This window comes from Blastococcus carthaginiensis (assembly GCF_030731085.1).
Classification (GTDB): Bacteria; Actinomycetota; Actinomycetes; order Mycobacteriales; family Geodermatophilaceae; genus Blastococcus; species Blastococcus carthaginiensis.
In genome coordinates this window covers 1-15,147 of the sequence record NZ_JASNFN010000019.1, presented here as the reverse complement: position 1 = coordinate 15,147, position 15,147 = coordinate 1, and the positions used below count along the sequence as shown (strand labels likewise).

The following is a 15,147-nucleotide window of genomic DNA, read 5'->3' as shown; positions in this document are numbered from 1 at the left end:
CCTGGACGCATGACGGGACGTGACCGGCTCCGCGAGTTGCTCGACGCGGTGCTGGACGAGGAGAACCACACCCTCGCCGAGATGGCCGGTGACGCCTACGCCTCGCCGTTCCACTTCAGCCGCACCCTGTCCCGCGACGCCCGCGAGGCGCCGGCGGCGATGCGGCGGCGGGTGATGCTGGAGCGCGCCGCCTGGCAGCTGCAGCAGGGCAGCAGCGTCACCGACGCCGCATGGGCGGCCGGCTACGAGTCGGTGGAGGGGTTCAGCCGGGCCTTCACCCGCGCCTACGGCCGGCCGCCCAGCGCGGTCGACGCCGGGTCCGGGCACTGGCTGCCGGCGCCCAACGGCATCCACTTCCACCCGCCCACCTCCCTGTGGGTGCAGAGCACGGAGCATGCGATGAACCCGCTCACCGAGCAGCTGGTGGCCCACGGCCTCGACGACACCCGGTACCTCATCGACGTGGCGAAGGGGCTCACCGACGAGGCCTTCCGTGCCCAGCGGCTGCCCGGCCTGGTCGTGCTGCCGTGGGACGGCCCGGAGGAATCGGTGCAGACCGTGCTCGAGCACCTGGTGTTCACGGTGGAGGTCTGGCTGGCCTCGATCGAGGGCCGCGACCTGCCCGAGCGGGCCGACGACCCCGACGCCGCCGCGCTGCTGGCGCGGCACGACGCGGTCGCCCCGCGGTGGCTCGCCACGGTGCGGGAGATCGACCGCCGGGGCGGCTGGGACGACCGGCTGGTCGACGCCCTCTGCGACCCGCCGGAGAGCTTCGTGCTCAGCAGCGTCGTCGCGCACGTGCTCACCTACTCGGCCCACCGGCGCCAGCTGGTGCGGCACCTGCTGCGGACGGCCGGCCACGAGGCCGGTACCGGCGATCCCATCCTCTGGCTCCGCGCGCGGCGCGGCGAGACATCGGGAGGAACCCCGTGCTGACCTACTACACCGCCACCACCCTCGACGGCTGGATCGCCGACCCCGACGACTCCCTCGAGTGGCTCTTCCGCCAGGAGCAGGGCGACGCCGGAGAGCTCGGCTTCGACGCCTTCATGGCCCGGGTCGGCGCCCTGGTGATGGGGTCGACGACCTACGAGTGGGTGCTGGAACACGAGAACGGGTCCTGGCCGTTCACGCTGCCGACCTGGGTGATGACCCACCGCGAGCTGCCGGCGGCCGGCGGCGACGTCCGCTTCACCTCCGGCGACGTCCGCACCGTGCACGCCGAGATGATCGCCGCCGCGGGCGACCGGGAGCTCTGGCTCGTCGGCGGCGGTGACCTGGCCGGCCAGTTCGCCGAGGCGGGGCTGCTGGACGAGGTCGTGGTCTCGATCGCACCGGTGACCCTCGGCGCGGGGCGGCCGCTGCTGCCGAGGCGGCTGGACCTCGAGCTGGTGGAGGCCGCGGTGAACGGCTCGTTCGTCAGCGCCCGGTACCGGGTGGCCGGCCCGCTGCTGGAGGACCGCCCGCGTTAGGCGGAGGCGGCGCCGGCGGTCTCGGGGACCCGGCCCTCCACCGAGCGGCGCAGCGCCGAGTGCAGCGACTCGGGGGTGAGGACGCCGAGGAACTGGTCGCCGTCGAGGACGGCGACCCAGCCCGCCTCGTGCTGCAGCATGGTCGCGAACGCCGCCTTCAGCGATGCGTCCCGGGGGACCCAGGCCTCCATGCGGCGGGCCGCGGCGCCGACGGTCCCGCTGCCGGCGGCACGGTCCAACGACAGCCAGCCGTGCAGGTGGTCGGCGTCGTCCAGGACCACGGCCCAGCGTGCACCGGAGCGCTGCAGCGCCGCCCGTGCGTCGGCCAGCCCGTCCTCGGCGTGCAGCACCGGCGGGTGCTCCAGGTCCTCGGCGTCGATCCCGGTGACGGCCAGCCGCTTGAGGCCCCGGTCGGCGCCGACGAAGTCGGCCACGAAGCCGTTCGCCGGGCGGCCCAGCAGCTCGGCGGGGGTGGCGAACTGCTCGACCCGGCCACCCTCGCTCATGACGGCGATGCGGTCGCCGATGCGCACGGCCTCCTCGATGTCGTGGGTGACGAACACGATCGTCTTGCGCACGGTGGCCTGCAGCCGCAGGAACTCCGCCTGCAGCCGCTCGCGCACCACCGGGTCGACGGCGGAGAACGGCTCGTCCATGAGCAGCACCGGGGGGTCGGCGGCGAGCGCGCGGGCCACCCCGGCCCGCTGGCGCTGGCCGCCGGAGAGCTGTCCGGGGTAGCGGTCGCCGTGCACCGCCGGGTCCAGGCCGACGGTGGCGAGCAGCTCGTCCACCCGCGCCCGGGTCTCCTCCTTGCCCCAGCCCAGCAGGCGGGGGACGGTGCCGACGTTCGCGCGGATCGTCTGGTGGGGGAAGAGCCCCACGTTCTGGATCACGTAGCCGATGCGCCGGCGCAGCTCCACCGGGTCGGCCCGGGTGACGTCGTCGTCGCCGATGACGATGCGGCCGGTGGTGGGCTCGATGATCCGGTTGATCATCTTCATCGTGGTCGTCTTGCCGCAGCCGGAGGGGCCGACCAGCACGGTGAGCTCGCCCGCGGCGAAGGTGAGGTCGAGCTCGGCCACCCCCACGGTGCCGTCGTCGTAGACCTTGCTCACGCCGTCCAGCCGGATCCCCACCGCCTCCCCGGACGCGCTCGCGGACGGGGGAGTGTGCGCAGTAGCGTCCACGGGGTGGTCCTCCTGGTGTGCGCCCGGTGCTGAGCGCCGAAGCGGGGACGTCCGCGGTCCTCGCCGTGGACGCGGCGCCGAATCCCTGGTTCGACGCTTCCTACGTGGTCGACAACTGGGACACCATTCTGCGGTACCTGGGCGAGCACGTCAGGCTGACCGTCGCCGCCGTCGTCATCGGGGCCCTGATCGCCCTGCCGCTGGCGCTGGTCGCCCGCCGCGTCCGGTGGCTGGCCGCGCCCGTGCTGGGCTTCTCCTCGATCGTCTACACGATCCCGTCGCTGGCGATGTTCGCCCTGATCTTCCCGTTCACCGGGCTGACCGCGACGACGGTGCTGGTCGGGCTGGTCGTCTACTCGCTGGTGATCCTGGTGCGCAACTTCCTCACCGGGCTGCAGGGCGTGCCCGGTGACGTGCGCGAGGCGGCGCAGGGCATGGGCTACGGCCGGTTCCGGCTGTTCTGGCAGATCGAGCTCCCCCTGGCCCTGCCGGCCTTCATGGCGGGTCTGCGCATCGCCACGGTCTCCACCGTCGCGCTCACCACCGTGGGGGTGCTGGTCGGGCACGGCGGGCTCGGGCAGCTGATCTTCGGCGGCTTCAACTCGAACTTCTACCGGGCGGAGATCGTCACCGGGGCGATCGGCTGCGTGCTGCTGGCGCTCGTCGCCGACCTGTTGCTCGCCGGCGCCGAACGGTTCCTCACCCCGTGGGCGAGGGCGCGGTCGTGACCGGCTTCGGGGACGCGGTCGTCTACCTCAACGACCCGTTCAACTGGACCCGGCCCGGCGGGCTGCTGGACCTGCTCGTCGAGCACCTGGCCGTCTCCGGGGCCGCCGTCCTCGCCGCGCTGGTCCTCGCGCTCCCGCTGGGCATCGCGCTGGGCACCAGCGGGCGCGGCGGTGGAGCGGTGGTCGTCCTGTCGAACGTGAGCCGGGCGGTGCCGACGCTCGCGCTGCTCACCCTCTTCGCGGTCAGCCCGATCGGCTTCGGCAACCGGGCCACCGCGATCGCGCTGGCCGTGTTCGCGTTCCCCCCGATCCTGACCAACACCTACGTCGGGTTCCGCGGCGTGGACGGCGACGTGCGCGAGGCCGCCCGGGCGATGGGCATGACGCGGGGCCAGGTGCTGCGCCGGGTCGACCTGCCGCTGGCGCTGCCGCTGGTCATGACCGGCGTCCGCACCGCCGCCGTGCAGGTGGTGGCCACGGCGGGGCTCGCCGCGCTCGTCGGCGGGGGCGGCCTGGGCCGGGTGGTCAACCTGGGCTTCGGGCAGCAGGACTACGGGCTGATCATCGCCGGCGCGATCCTCATCGCGGCGCTGGCGCTGCTCACCGAGCTGGTGCTCGTGGCGTTCTCCTGGGCGGTGCGACCCGGCCCGCGGCGGTGGCGCTTCGTACCGGGCCGGCAGCGCACCGTGCACGGCGAGCCGGAGCTCACCGGGGTCGGCGTCCCCTCCTGATCACACGTCGGTAACGAACGTCCCGACAGCGGCAACCCGATTGCGTCGTGCACAACGGGACGGTTCCATGGAGCGCGCGGGAATCCTCCCGCCAGACACGCGTGCCGGTCCGGCACGGGACACAGAAGGCGGGGCGTCCAACCATGCGCGCACGCATCAAGACCCTGGCTCCACTCGTCTTCGCGGTCGCGCTGACCGCGGCCTGCGGGGAGTCGGGCTCCTCGGGCACCGGCGGCGGCGGTGACACCGGCGGTGGCCAGGCCTCCGGTGACGCCTGCGCCCCGGTCGCCGGCGACCAGCTCGTCGTCCTCGAGGACGACCAGGGCCTGCAGAACGCCGACAACATCATCCCGGCGGTCAACGCGCAGGCCGCGCAGGCCAACCCGGCGCTGCTGCCCGTGCTGAACCAGGTCTCCGCCGAGATGACGACCGAGGAGCTGATCCAGCTCAACGCCGCGGTGGAGGTGCAGCGGGAGAGCGCCGAGGACGTCGCGGCCGGCTGGGTCGAGGAGAACATCGACGCCGCCGCCCTCGAGCAGGGCAGCGGGGCGATCACCGTCGGCGGGGCCAACTTCCCCGAGTCGTCGATCCTCGCCAACGTCTACGCCGACGTGCTGCAGCTGGCCGGCTTCGACGCCACCGTGCAGGAGGTCGGCAACCGCGAGCTGTACATGCAGGCCCTGATCAACGGTGAGATCCAGGTCTTCCCCGAGTACCTGGCCACCGCCACCGAGTTCCTCGAGGGCGACGACGCCAACCAGGTGGCCAGCGGCGACGTCGAGGAGACCCGGCAGGCGCTCGAGCCGCTGGCGGCGGAGGCCGGCCTGGTGTTCGGCGAGCCGTCGGAGGCCGCCGACCAGAACGCGTTCGCGGTCACCCAGGCCTTCGCCGACGAGCTCGGCGTCAGCACCCTCTCCGAGCTGGCGGAGGCGTGCGGCGACGGCTCGCTGGTCCTCGGCGGTCCGGCCGAGTGCCCGACCCGCCCGTTCTGCCAGCCCGGGCTGGAGGAGACCTACGGCCTGGAGTTCGCCGACTTCCGCGAGCTGGACGCCGGTGGCCCGCTGACCCGCGCCGCCATCGAGCAGGGCGAGGTCTCCATCGGCCTGGTCTTCAGCTCCGCCGGGTTCCTCGCCCAGGGCTGATCGACCGTCCTGGCTCACCACCAGGGGTCCTGGCTCACCGTCGACCGTGAGCCAGGACCCTTGTTGATCAGGTCACCTGATCAACAAGGGTCAGTACCAGCCGCCGGGGGGCAGCTGCTCCCCGGCGGCGACGGGCGTCTCCACCCGGTTGCCCTCGGGTGCCAGCGGGCAGGACCAGCGCGGGTCGTAGGCGCAGGACGGGTGGTAGGCGAAGTTGAGGTCGACCACCAGCCGCTCGCCGTCACCCCCGAGGTCGGCGCCCTTCACGGTGTCCAGCAGGTAACGCCCGCCGCCGTAGGTGGTCCCGCCGGCGCTGCCGTCGCGCAGCGGCAGGAAGACCCCGCCGCCGTAGACGGCGACCCACCAGACGTCGAGGCGGCCGACGCCGGGCAGGTCGACCGCCCCGATCCGGTCCAGCGGGACGACGCCGTCGGCGGCGGTGGGGATCTCCAGCCGCAGCGGCGCCGCCGGCTCGAGGACGGGCTCGAACCGCAGCGCCGGGTCGTACGGCGCCACCGGCAACCCGCGGAACGCCGCCCGCCCCGAGGCGTCCAGCGGCGACTGCGGGTGGCCGGCGAACAGCTCGTCGCGACCCTCCCGCCACCGCAGCCAGCCCTGCTCGGCATCGGGGTGGGCACGGACGTCGGCGTGCAGCGCGGCCACGCGGCGGCGCCAGTCGAGCAGCGAGAGGGTCACCCCAGCACTGTGACACCTGCGACCACTGTGGGCACGGGTGCGCTTCCTCCCGGTGAGCGCCACTCGTCGCTACGCTGGGTGCCATGCCCCGCCGCGAGGACGACGTCGCCCGCGGCCCCGCCCTCGCCGGCACCCGGATGCTCCTGCAGGCCGGCGGGTTCGTGCTCGCCGTCGGCGCCACGCTCGCCGTCTTCCTCACCGACAACGCCCAGCTGCTGCGGGTCGCCGTGGTGGCCGTGGCCTGGGCGTTCGTGCTGGCCACCTTCGCCGCCGGCCGGCGCGGCACCGACCGGGTGCGCGCCGCGGCCCGGGAGGCCGAGCTGCGCCGCGCCTACGAGCTGGAGCTGGAGCGCGAGGTCGCCGCGCGCCGCGAGTACGAGCTGGAGCTGGAGAACGAGCTCCGCCGCGAGGCCGAGGACGCGATGCGCGACGAGCTCGACGCGCTCCGCGGGGAGATCGCCTCGCTCACCGGCCTCCGTGACGAGGTCGCCCGCGTGGCCGGCATGCGCGGTGACGTCGCGGCGCTGGGCGAGCTGCGTGGCGAGGTCGCCCGCGTCGCCGCTCTCCGGGACGACGTCGCCGCGCTGGCCGGCCTCCGGGCCGAGCTCGGCCAGCTGGGCGCGCTGCGGGAGGACATGGGCCGGCTGCGCGTCGAGCTCGCCGAGCAGCTGTCCAGCGAGATGCTGGTCGAGCGGATAGTGATGCGCACCCAGGCCAGCCGGCTGGACGGGTCGGCCCGCACCCTCGAGGGCGCGACGTGGAGCGACGACGCCCCGCCGCGCGAGCTCACCGGCGGGTGGCCGGCGATCCGGCTGGACGAGCCGCGCCCCACCCAGCAGTTCGAGCAGGTGCGCACCAGCACCAGCACCTGGTCCGCGGTCCCGCCGTCCGTCCCCGCCGCCCCCGTTCCGCCGCCGGTGCGCGCGGCCGTGCCGCCCCCGCCGGTGCCGGGCCGCCCGCCGGCGCCGTCGGGCTTCGGCCGCCACGAGCGCGCCGCGGCGCACGAGGACGACCCCTACCTCGGCTCGCCCGCCCCGCGGCGCGACGTGGCCGAGCCGCCGGTCACCGTGCACTCGCCGGTGGTCGCGCCGCCGTCGACGCTGCCCCCGTCGCCGCCGGCCGCTCCGCCGTCGCCGCTGGAGTGGCTGGCCGCCCGGTCGTTCGTCGAGCCGCCCTCGCCGCCCCGCGTCGACGACGCGCCGCGCCGCCGGCGCACCGACGAGGCGGTGGAGCCGGCACCGCTCGCCGAGTTCGCCCCCACCACCGCCCAGCCCGCGGTCACGCCGACCTGGGCGGCGTCGCAGGAGCCGGACCGCCCGGCGACCCCGGTCCGCCTCGCGCAGATCCTGGCCGAGAACGGCGCGACCCCCGCCTCGGGCGGTCGTCGCCGGCGGCGGTACCGGGAGGACGGCGAGAGCGACGACGTCCTGGCCCGGGTCCTCGGCCGCTGACCCCTAGCGCGGTCCGCGGGAGAGCCCGCCCCCGTCGAGGACGAGCGTCTGGCCGGTGACCCAGCCCGCACCGTCGCCCAGCAGGTAGGCCGCGGCCTCGCCGATGTCCTCCGGCGTGCCCAGGCGCGCCATCGGGTAGACCGCCGCGACCTCGGCCTCCCGGCCCTCGAACAGCGCGCCGGCGAAGCGGGTCTTCACCACGGCCGGGGCGACCGCGTTCACCCGCACCTTGGGGGCGAGCTCGACGGCCAGCTGGGTGGTCAGGTTGATCAGCGCCGCCTTGCTCACCCCGTACGCGCCGATCTCCTGGGACGAGCGCAGCCCGGCCACCGAGGCGACGAACAGCACCGCGCCGCCGTGCTCGGCCATCCAGGCGCGCCAGGCCTCCTGCACCAGGCCGAGCGAGGCCACGACGTTGGTGTCGAGGATCTTGCGGCAGGCGTCGAGGTCGAGGTCCATGAGCGGCCCGTACGCGGGGTTGATGCCGACGTTGCCCACGAGCGCGTCGAGGCTGCCGAACGTCTCGACCGCGGTGCGCACCGCGGCGGCCCGGTGCTCCGGGTCGCCGGCGTTGCCGGCCACCGCCACGGCGACCTCCGGTCCGCCCAGCGACTCCACCGCCTCGGCCAGCGCATCGGGCTTCCGGGCGGTGAGCACCACCCGGGCGCCGCGCTCCACCAGGCTCCGGGCGATGCCCAGGCCGATGCCGCGGCTGCCGCCGGTGACCAGTGCGGTCTTTCCCTCGAACGTGTGCACGCTGCCTCCTTCGCCGATGTGCCGGCCGTCACGGTAGGGCGGCGCGCGCGGGGGCACTCGGGCGGGTGCGCCGAGGTGCGTGAGCCACGACACAGCGACCAGGCGTTGCGACGGCCGCGCGGGCGTCACACACTCGCCATCGGCAGGTCGCCCGCGTGACACGGAACGGTTGCAGCGGACGACGAGCCGGAGCTCCGCCCGCACGACCACCGCGATCCCCGGGGATCGATCCCGACGTCCGGTACCCGCCAGGGACTGGAACGAGAGGTGCACCGATGCCTGCTGCCCGCAGGACCGTCCGCTCGCTGCTGGGCCCCGCCCGCACGCACGCCCGCCCGTCCGACGCGCCCGCCCGCCTCCGCGTGGGCGTCATCGGCGCCGGCCGCGTCGGCGCCGTCCTGGGCGCCGCCCTCGCGGCCGCCGGCCACGACGTCGTCGCCGCCTCCGGCCTGTCCGCCGCCTCCGCCGAGCGCGCCGCGCGCCTGCTGCCCGGCGTCCCCCTGCTGCCGGCCGACGCCGTGGTGGCCGCCGCCGACCTCGTCGTCCTCGCCGTCCCCGACGACACCCTGGCCGGGCTCGTCTCGGGGCTGGCCGGGACCGGTGCCTGGCGCGCCGGGCAGCTGGTCCTCCACACGTCCGGGGCGCACGGGCTGGCCGTGCTGGCCCCTGCTGAGCAGGCCGGGGTGCTCGCCCTCGCGCTGCACCCGGCGATGACCTTCACCGGCGCCCCCGAGGACGCCGACCGGCTCGACGGCGCGCCCTTCGGCGTGACCAGCCGGCCCGAGCACCGCCCCGTCGCGGAGACCCTGGTGCTGGAGATGGGCGGTGAGCCGTTCTTCGTCGCCGAGGCCGACCGCCCGCTGTACCACGCGGCGCTGGTCACCGGCGCGAACCATCTGGTCACCCTGGTGGCCGAGGCCGCGGAGCTGCTGCGCACCGCCGGCGTGGCCGAGCCGGGGCGCGTGCTGGCCCCGCTGCTCACCGCCGCGCTCGACAACGGCCTGCGCCGGGGCGACCGCGGGCTCACCGGGCCGGTCAGCCGCGGCGACGCCGGCACCGTCGCCCACCACCTGCGGACCCTCGGCGAGCGCGCCCCCGCGTCGGTGGCCGCTTACGCCGCCATGGTGCAGCGGACCGCCGAGCGGGCCGTGGCGGCCGGCCGGCTGCGCACCCACGACGCGGCGCCGGTGCTCGACGTCCTCTCCGCCGCACGGCACGACGACCCGGCGGGGTCGCGGTGACCGTGGGCACCCGTCCGGCCGTCGCCGGGTCCGCCGCCGAGCTGCGCCGGCTGGTGGCCGCGCTCCCCGGCCCGATCGCGCTGGTGCCCACCATGGGTGCGTTGCACGAGGGGCACCGCGCGCTGGTCCGCGCCGCCCGGGAGCGGGCCGGCGGCGTCGTCGTCTCGGTGTTCGTGAACCCGACGCAGTTCGGCCCCGGTGAGGACTTCGACCGCTATCCGCGCACCTGGGACGCCGACCTCGCCGCGCTGGCCGAGGAGGGCGCGGACGTCGTCTTCCACCCGCCGGTCGAGGAGGTCTACCCGCCCGGCGCGGCCGGCGTCACCGTCGACCCCGGGCCGCTGGGGTCGGTGCTCGAGGGCGCGGTGCGCCCCGGTCACTTCGCCGGCGTGCTGACCGTCGTCACCACGCTGTTCGGCCTGGTGCGGCCCGACCTCGCCCTGTTCGGCGAGAAGGACTACCAGCAGCTCACGCTCATCCGGGCCATGGCCCGGGAGCTCGCGCTCGGCGTCGAGGTGGTCGGCATCCCGACCGTCCGGGAGGACGACGGCCTGGCGCTGTCGAGCCGCAACCGCTACCTCTCCCCGGAACAGCGGGCCCGCGCCGCGACGGTGAACCGGGCACTGCGCGCGGGCGCCGACGCCGGCCCGCAGGGGCCCGACGCCGTCCTGGCCGCCGCCCGCGCCGTCCTGGCCGAGGCCCCCGACCTGGTCCAGGACTACCTCGAACTGACCGATACCGATCTGGGACCGGCGCCGGCCGCCGGCCCCGCCCGCCTGCTCGTCGCGGTCCGCGCGGGCAGCACCCGGCTCCTCGACAACACGGCAGTCCGACTGGGAGGCCCCCGATGATGCGCACGATGCTCAAGTCCAAGATCCACCGCGCCACGGTCACCCAGGCCGACCTGCACTACGTGGGGTCGGTGACCGTCGACGAGGACCTCCTCGACGCCGCCGACCTGCTGCCCGGTGAGCAGGTCGCGATCGTCGACATCACCAACGGCGCCCGCCTGGAGACCTACGTCATCCCCGGCGAGCGGGGCAGCGGCGTCATCGGCATCAACGGTGCCGCCGCGCACCTGGTCCACCCCGGGGACATGGTCATCCTCATCAGCTACGGCCTGATGGACGAGACCGAGGCCAAGAGCTACCTCCCGAAGGTCGTGCACGTCGACGGCGCCAACCGCGTCGTCGAGCTCGGCGGCGACCCGTCCGCCCCCGTGCCCGGCGCCACCGACCACCGGCGCAGCGACCTCGGCGTCCCGATCCGGTGACGCGGTGCTGCTGACCGTCGACGTCGGCAACAGCCAGACCGTCCTCGCCACCTTCGACGGCGACCGGCGGGTCGGCTGCTGGCGGGTGACGACGGCGCCCCGCGCCACCGCCGACGAGCTGCGCATGCTCTGGCGCGGTCTGCTCCGCGACACGGAGGTGACCGGCGTCGCCGCCTGCTCGACGGTGCCCGCGCTGCTGCCGGCGCTGCGCCAGCTGCTGGACTCCCTCGAGGTGCCGGTGGTGCTCATCGGTCCCGGCGTGCGCACCGGCGTCCCGCTGCACGTGGACAACCCCCGGGAGGTCGGCGCCGACCGGGTGGTCACCGCCCTGGCGGCCGCCGAGCTGTTCGGCCGCGCTCCGGACGGCGGCCGGCGTCCGGTGGTCGTCGTCGACTTCGGCACTTCGACCAACGTCGACGCCGTCGGCCCGGACGGGCAGTTCCTCGGCGGCGCGCTCGCCCCGGGGGTCGAGGTCAGCCGCGACGCGCTGGCGGCTCGCGCGGCGCAGCTGCGGTCGGTCGAGCTGAGCTGCCCGCCGCACGCCATCGGCAAGAACACCGTCGCCGCCCTGCAGTCGGGGCTGGTGCTCGGGTTCGCCGGTCTGGTCGACGGCCTGGTCGACCGCATCTCGGCGGAGCTGGTGGCGCAGTTCGGCACCGCGCCGGTCGTCGTCGCCACCGGCGGGCTGGCGCCGCTGCTGGTGGACAGCTGCCGCACGATCGGTGAGCGCGAGCCCGACCTGACCGTGCACGGGCTGCGCCTGGCGTTCCAGCGGCAGCAGGCCGGCGAGCGGCGGCCGGCCGCCCCGTAGGCTCGGCCCCCGTGACGGACGTGGGACCGAACGGTACGGGCGGCGACGACGGCGGCGAGGAGCTGCCGGAGCAGATGCGGGTCCGCCGCGCCAAGCTCGACCGGCTGCGCGACTCGGGGGTCGACCCCTACCCGGTGAGCGTCCCGCGCACGACCACGCTCGCCGCGGTCCGCGCCGGCCACCCCGAGCTGGAGCCGGACACGATGACCGGCGAGCGGGTCGGCGTCACCGGCCGGGTGATCTTCTTCCGCAACACCGGCAAGCTCTGCTTCGCCACGCTGCGCGAAGGGGACGCCGAGCTCCAGGTGATGCTCTCCCGCGACCGCGTGGGCGAGGAGGCGCTGGCCGCCTGGAAGTCCGACGTCGACCTCGGTGACCACGTCTTCGTCGAGGGCGAGGTCGGGACGTCGCGCCGCGGTGAGCTCTCCGTCTTCGCCGACTCCTGGCAGCTGACCGCCAAGGCGCTGCGGCCGCTCCCGGTGGCGCACAAGCCGATGAGCGAGGAGCTGCGGGTCCGCCGCCGCTACGTCGACCTCATCGTGCGCGACGAGGCCCGCCGCACCGTGCGGCAGCGCGCCACCGTCATGTCCGCCCTGCGCGCGGGGCTGGCCCGGCGGGACTTCATCGAGGTCGAGACGCCGATGCTGCAGACCGTGCACGGGGGTGCGGCGGCCCGGCCCTTCCGCACCCACATGAACGCCTTCGACCTCGACCTCTACCTGCGCATCGCACCGGAGCTGTTCCTCAAGCGGTGCATCGTCGGCGGGCTGGACCGGGTCTTCGAGATCAACCGCAACTTCCGCAACGAGGGCGCCGACAGCTCGCACTCGCCGGAATTCGCGATGCTGGAGTTCTACGCGGCCTACCTGGACTACCAGGACATCGCCGTCCTCACCCGTGAGCTGGTCCAGGAGAGCTGCGCGGCGCTGTTCGGCGACCACGTCGCCCGCCACCACGACGGCACCGAGCTCGACCTGTCGGGCGAGTGGCGGCAGGTGCGGCTGTTCGACCTGGTCAGCGAGGCGGTGGGTGAGCCGGTGTCGCCGGAGACCCCGGTCGAGCGGCTGCGTGCGCTGGCCGAACGGCACGAGGTCGGCATCGACCCGGCCTGGATCCACGGCAAGGTGGTCGAGGAGATCTTCGAGGCGCTGGTGCAGCCCGCGCTGCAGGAGCCCACGTTCGTCATGGACTACCCGGTGGACACCTCGCCGCTGACACGGGCGCACCGCACGGACGCCGGCGTCGCCGAGAAGTGGGACCTCTACATCGGCGGGATCGAGCGGGGCACCGGCTACTCCGAGCTGGTCGACCCGGTCGTCCAGCGGGAGCGGTTCACGCAGCAGGCGCTGCTGGCCGCGGCCGGCGACCCCGAGGCGATGGTGCTCGACGAGGACTTCCTCGAGGCGCTCGAATACGGCATGCCGCCCACCGGCGGGGTGGGAATGGGGATGGACCGGTTGATGATGACTCTCACCGGTCTCGGAATCCGCGAGACGATCCTGTTCCCGTTGGTCCGGCCAATCAGTTCCTGATCGGCTCGTATCCCGAGTGCCCCCAATGGGAACTCAATCGCGCAGCCATTTCCTATTGGCGCGTGTGCGTGCTGTAATAGGCCTCGCACCCGTCGGGTGCTATTTCCGTCCGGCCTCCGGGTCGTTGCGAAAAGCGAGGAACGAATGGCGCGCAAGGTCCAGGTCATCCTGAGCGACGACCTCGACGAGAACCTCCCGGCCGACGAGACCGTCAGTTTTGCGCTGGACGGCACGTCGTACGAGATCGACCTGGCGGAGAAGAACGCCCAGGAGATGCGCGACGCCTTCGCCCGTTACATCTCGGCGGCGCGCAAGGTCGGTCGCGGCACCCGTTCCTCCGGTGGTGGCCGTTCCCGCGCTACCGGCGGTGGCGGTCGCATGGACCGCGAGCAGGCCGGCGCGATCCGCGACTGGGCCCGCAAGAACGGCCACGCGGTCAGCGACCGCGGCCGCATCCCGGCCAGCGTCGTCGAGGCCTACGAGGCCGCACACTGACGAAGCACTGAGGACGCCGGCGAAGTCGGCGGTCGGCCCGCGTGGCGGGGGCGCGCAGCGTCCCCACCCGCGGGCCGACGTGTTCCGGCCCCGCGCAGGATGACCCCGGCACCGGTCGCGGTGGAGGCCGACAGGCCGACGGTGTGCACCGTCCGCTCACGGCGTAACAGGCTTTTCCCGGTTCCTGGTGAACGGTGTCGCTGAGAAGGGTGTTCACGCTGCCGTCCGGGCGGCGCTGGCGAGCAGGATACGAGTGCGGTAGTTGGCAGCGTTCCGGTAGCCGCGCCCGGTGCGCTTGATCTGCTTGATGCCGGTGTTCGCAGCCTCGGTGCGGGCGTTGGTGACGCCGGTGACGACGAGCACCTCGATGGCGTCCCACCAGGCGTCGATGGTCGCCCAGAGCCGGTCGGTCTCGGGCATGTTGGCGGCGAGCACGAAGACGCCGAGCCGCATCTTGTGCTCGTGGGCTTCGGCCAGGGAGCCGCTGGTCAGCAGCCGGCGCAGGGCCTCCTTGACGCCCCAGGCAGCGCCGATCTCATCGGTCGGGTCATCGGTGCGCAAGGTCGCCTTCAGCCGGGCCAGCGCCCGCGGGCCGAGCGTGTCGCCGGCGCGCAGCAGCAGCCGTCGGTTGGCCCAGGCCGGGTCGATGCCGCGGCCGCGGCGGCCCTTGCGGTCGCGGACGACCCGCTGCCGCACGGCGGTGACCATGTCGTTGGCCAGCTTGACCAGGTGGAACGGGTCGACGCTGACCGCCGCGTGCGGCAGCTGCTCGCGCAGCGCCTTACGGAACGCCGCTGACGGATCGATCGCCACCACCTCCACGGCATCCCGCCAGGCGCAGCTGCGGGCGGCCAGCCAGGCGCCGACGCCGGCGGAGTCGCGGCCGTCGACCACGCCGAGCACCCGGCCGGTGTCGGCATCGACCAGGGTGGTCATCCACGGCTCGTAGCGCCGCCAGCCACCGTCGGGGTCACGGAAGAAGCGGACCGAGCGGTAGCGGTGCTCATCGACCCCGAGCCGGCGCACCAGCACGTCATCGGGGTCGCCGATCAGGTCGGCGGCCGCGGTGAGCATCGACTGCACCAGCCACCACGACACCCGATGCGCGCGGGCGACCTCGCTGGCCGCCCGGCCGGAGACCACGACCGCGGCGACCAGCGCCTGACACAGTCGGGCGGTCGAGCGGGCGAACGCCGGCACCTGGTCGGTGACCTCGCTGAACGTCCCCCGCGGACATCGGGCCTGGTCGCAGAACCAGCGACGCTTGAGCCACACCACCTCGGTCGGGCCGGCGACCGGCAGGTCCCGCAACGCCTGCCGGCGGCGCGAGTGCACCCGGACCGCGAGCACCCCGCAGACCGGGCAGCCGGGTGGATCGCTGGACTCCACCTCGACCCGGCGCACGCCGTCGCCCACGTCGGCGGCGCTCAGGACGCGGTAGTCGGGCAGGTTGAAGATCGCGCTCGCAGCATCACGCTGCGAGCCCGTAGGCTCGAACACGGCTCGTGGACCTCACTGGTGCGGATGTCTAGGCAACACCCATCCCAGCAGGACCACGGGCCCTCAACGTCTCCGGCCCAGCCTCACGATCTCCGGCTCACGCCTCGCCATCACCAGGAACCGCGAAGAGCC

At 74.5% G+C, this 15,147-nt stretch carries 16 protein-coding genes; 12 read left to right on the top strand and 4 right to left on the bottom strand.

The features are described from left to right. The first annotated feature begins 9 nt into the window (after positions 1 to 9). The gene (locus QOZ88_RS15430) at positions 10 to 936 is read left to right on the top strand and encodes a helix-turn-helix domain-containing protein (protein ID WP_306000625.1); all 927 of its coding nucleotides are present in this window, start codon (positions 10 to 12) and stop codon (positions 934 to 936) included. Continuing rightward, a complete protein-coding gene (locus tag QOZ88_RS15425) occupies positions 930 to 1,472 on the top strand; it encodes a dihydrofolate reductase family protein (RefSeq protein WP_306000624.1) in 543 nt (180 codons plus the stop codon). The genes QOZ88_RS15430 and QOZ88_RS15425 overlap by 7 nt, the downstream gene beginning before the upstream one ends. Here the strand turns inward: QOZ88_RS15425 and QOZ88_RS15420 are convergent. Then, positions 1,469 to 2,608: an ABC transporter ATP-binding protein gene (locus QOZ88_RS15420; protein ID WP_306000623.1), complete on the bottom strand. Its 1,140-nt coding sequence runs from the start codon at positions 2,606 to 2,608 to the stop codon at positions 1,469 to 1,471. The two genes, QOZ88_RS15425 and QOZ88_RS15420, sit on opposite strands and share 4 nt — an antisense overlap. A 77-nt stretch (positions 2,609 to 2,685) precedes the next feature. On the opposite strand from QOZ88_RS15420, the gene QOZ88_RS15415 reads away from it, so the two are divergent. The 3 genes from QOZ88_RS15415 to QOZ88_RS15405 all read left to right on the top strand — a co-directional run bounded on the left by QOZ88_RS15415 (position 2,686) and on the right by QOZ88_RS15405 (position 5,260). Then, the gene (locus QOZ88_RS15415) at positions 2,686 to 3,387 is read left to right on the top strand and encodes an ABC transporter permease (RefSeq protein ID WP_306000622.1); all 702 of its coding nucleotides are present in this window, start codon (positions 2,686 to 2,688) and stop codon (positions 3,385 to 3,387) included. Further along, positions 3,384 to 4,118, top strand: coding sequence for an ABC transporter permease (locus QOZ88_RS15410; RefSeq protein ID WP_306000621.1), 735 nt, complete (start codon positions 3,384 to 3,386; stop codon positions 4,116 to 4,118). Before QOZ88_RS15415 ends, QOZ88_RS15410 begins: the two co-directional genes overlap by 4 nt. Before the next feature lie 143 nt (positions 4,119 to 4,261). Then, complete coding sequence (locus QOZ88_RS15405; protein ID WP_091929342.1) at positions 4,262 to 5,260, top strand: glycine betaine ABC transporter substrate-binding protein; 999 nt, start codon at positions 4,262 to 4,264, stop codon at positions 5,258 to 5,260. A gap of 90 nt (positions 5,261 to 5,350) precedes the next feature. Here the strand turns inward: QOZ88_RS15405 and QOZ88_RS15400 are convergent, their stop codons facing one another. Next, complete coding sequence (locus tag QOZ88_RS15400; protein ID WP_306000620.1) at positions 5,351 to 5,956, bottom strand: DUF1684 domain-containing protein; 606 nt, start codon at positions 5,954 to 5,956, stop codon at positions 5,351 to 5,353. Between the two features lie 83 nt (positions 5,957 to 6,039). Between QOZ88_RS15400 and QOZ88_RS15395 the strand changes: the two genes are divergently transcribed. Next, a complete protein-coding gene (locus QOZ88_RS15395) occupies positions 6,040 to 7,407 on the top strand; it encodes a DUF6779 domain-containing protein (RefSeq protein ID WP_306000619.1) in 1,368 nt (455 codons plus the stop codon). A gap of 3 nt (positions 7,408 to 7,410) precedes the next feature. On the opposite strand, the gene QOZ88_RS15390 is transcribed toward QOZ88_RS15395, so the two are convergent. Further along, positions 7,411 to 8,163, bottom strand: a complete 753-nt coding sequence (locus tag QOZ88_RS15390; protein ID WP_306000618.1) for an SDR family oxidoreductase — start codon at positions 8,161 to 8,163, stop codon at positions 7,411 to 7,413. A gap of 275 nt (positions 8,164 to 8,438) precedes the next feature. Here QOZ88_RS15390 and QOZ88_RS15385 point away from each other — a divergent pair, with 275 nt between their 5' ends. The 6 genes from QOZ88_RS15385 (at position 8,439) to QOZ88_RS15360 (ending at position 13,515) form a co-directional block, all read left to right on the top strand. After that, positions 8,439 to 9,404, top strand: coding sequence for a Rossmann-like and DUF2520 domain-containing protein (locus QOZ88_RS15385; protein WP_306000617.1), 966 nt, complete (start codon positions 8,439 to 8,441; stop codon positions 9,402 to 9,404). A gap of 2 nt (positions 9,405 to 9,406) precedes the next feature. Further along, positions 9,407 to 10,255 (top strand): pantoate--beta-alanine ligase, encoded by an 849-nt coding sequence (gene panC, locus QOZ88_RS15380; RefSeq protein WP_306000616.1) that lies wholly within the window; start codon positions 9,407 to 9,409, stop codon positions 10,253 to 10,255. After that, positions 10,252 to 10,677: an aspartate 1-decarboxylase gene (gene panD, locus QOZ88_RS15375; protein WP_091929347.1), complete on the top strand. Its 426-nt coding sequence runs from the start codon at positions 10,252 to 10,254 to the stop codon at positions 10,675 to 10,677. Before panC ends, panD begins: the two co-directional genes overlap by 4 nt. Before the next feature lie 4 nt (positions 10,678 to 10,681). Beyond that, positions 10,682 to 11,488 (top strand): type III pantothenate kinase, encoded by an 807-nt coding sequence (locus QOZ88_RS15370; protein ID WP_306000615.1) that lies wholly within the window; start codon positions 10,682 to 10,684, stop codon positions 11,486 to 11,488. An 11-nt stretch (positions 11,489 to 11,499) separates the two neighbouring features. Beyond that, entirely contained in the window at positions 11,500 to 13,020 is a 1,521-nt protein-coding gene (gene lysS / locus QOZ88_RS15365; RefSeq protein WP_406568230.1) for a lysine--tRNA ligase, read from the top strand. Between the two features lie 144 nt (positions 13,021 to 13,164). Further along, a complete protein-coding gene (locus QOZ88_RS15360; RefSeq protein ID WP_091929349.1) occupies positions 13,165 to 13,515 on the top strand; it encodes a histone-like nucleoid-structuring protein Lsr2 in 351 nt (116 codons plus the stop codon). A gap of 213 nt (positions 13,516 to 13,728) precedes the next feature. Here QOZ88_RS15360 and QOZ88_RS15355 read toward each other — a convergent pair whose 3' ends face one another. Beyond that, a complete protein-coding gene (locus QOZ88_RS15355) occupies positions 13,729 to 15,015 on the bottom strand; it encodes an ISL3 family transposase (protein ID WP_305997790.1) in 1,287 nt (428 codons plus the stop codon). Positions 15,016 to 15,147: the final 132 nt, after the last annotated feature.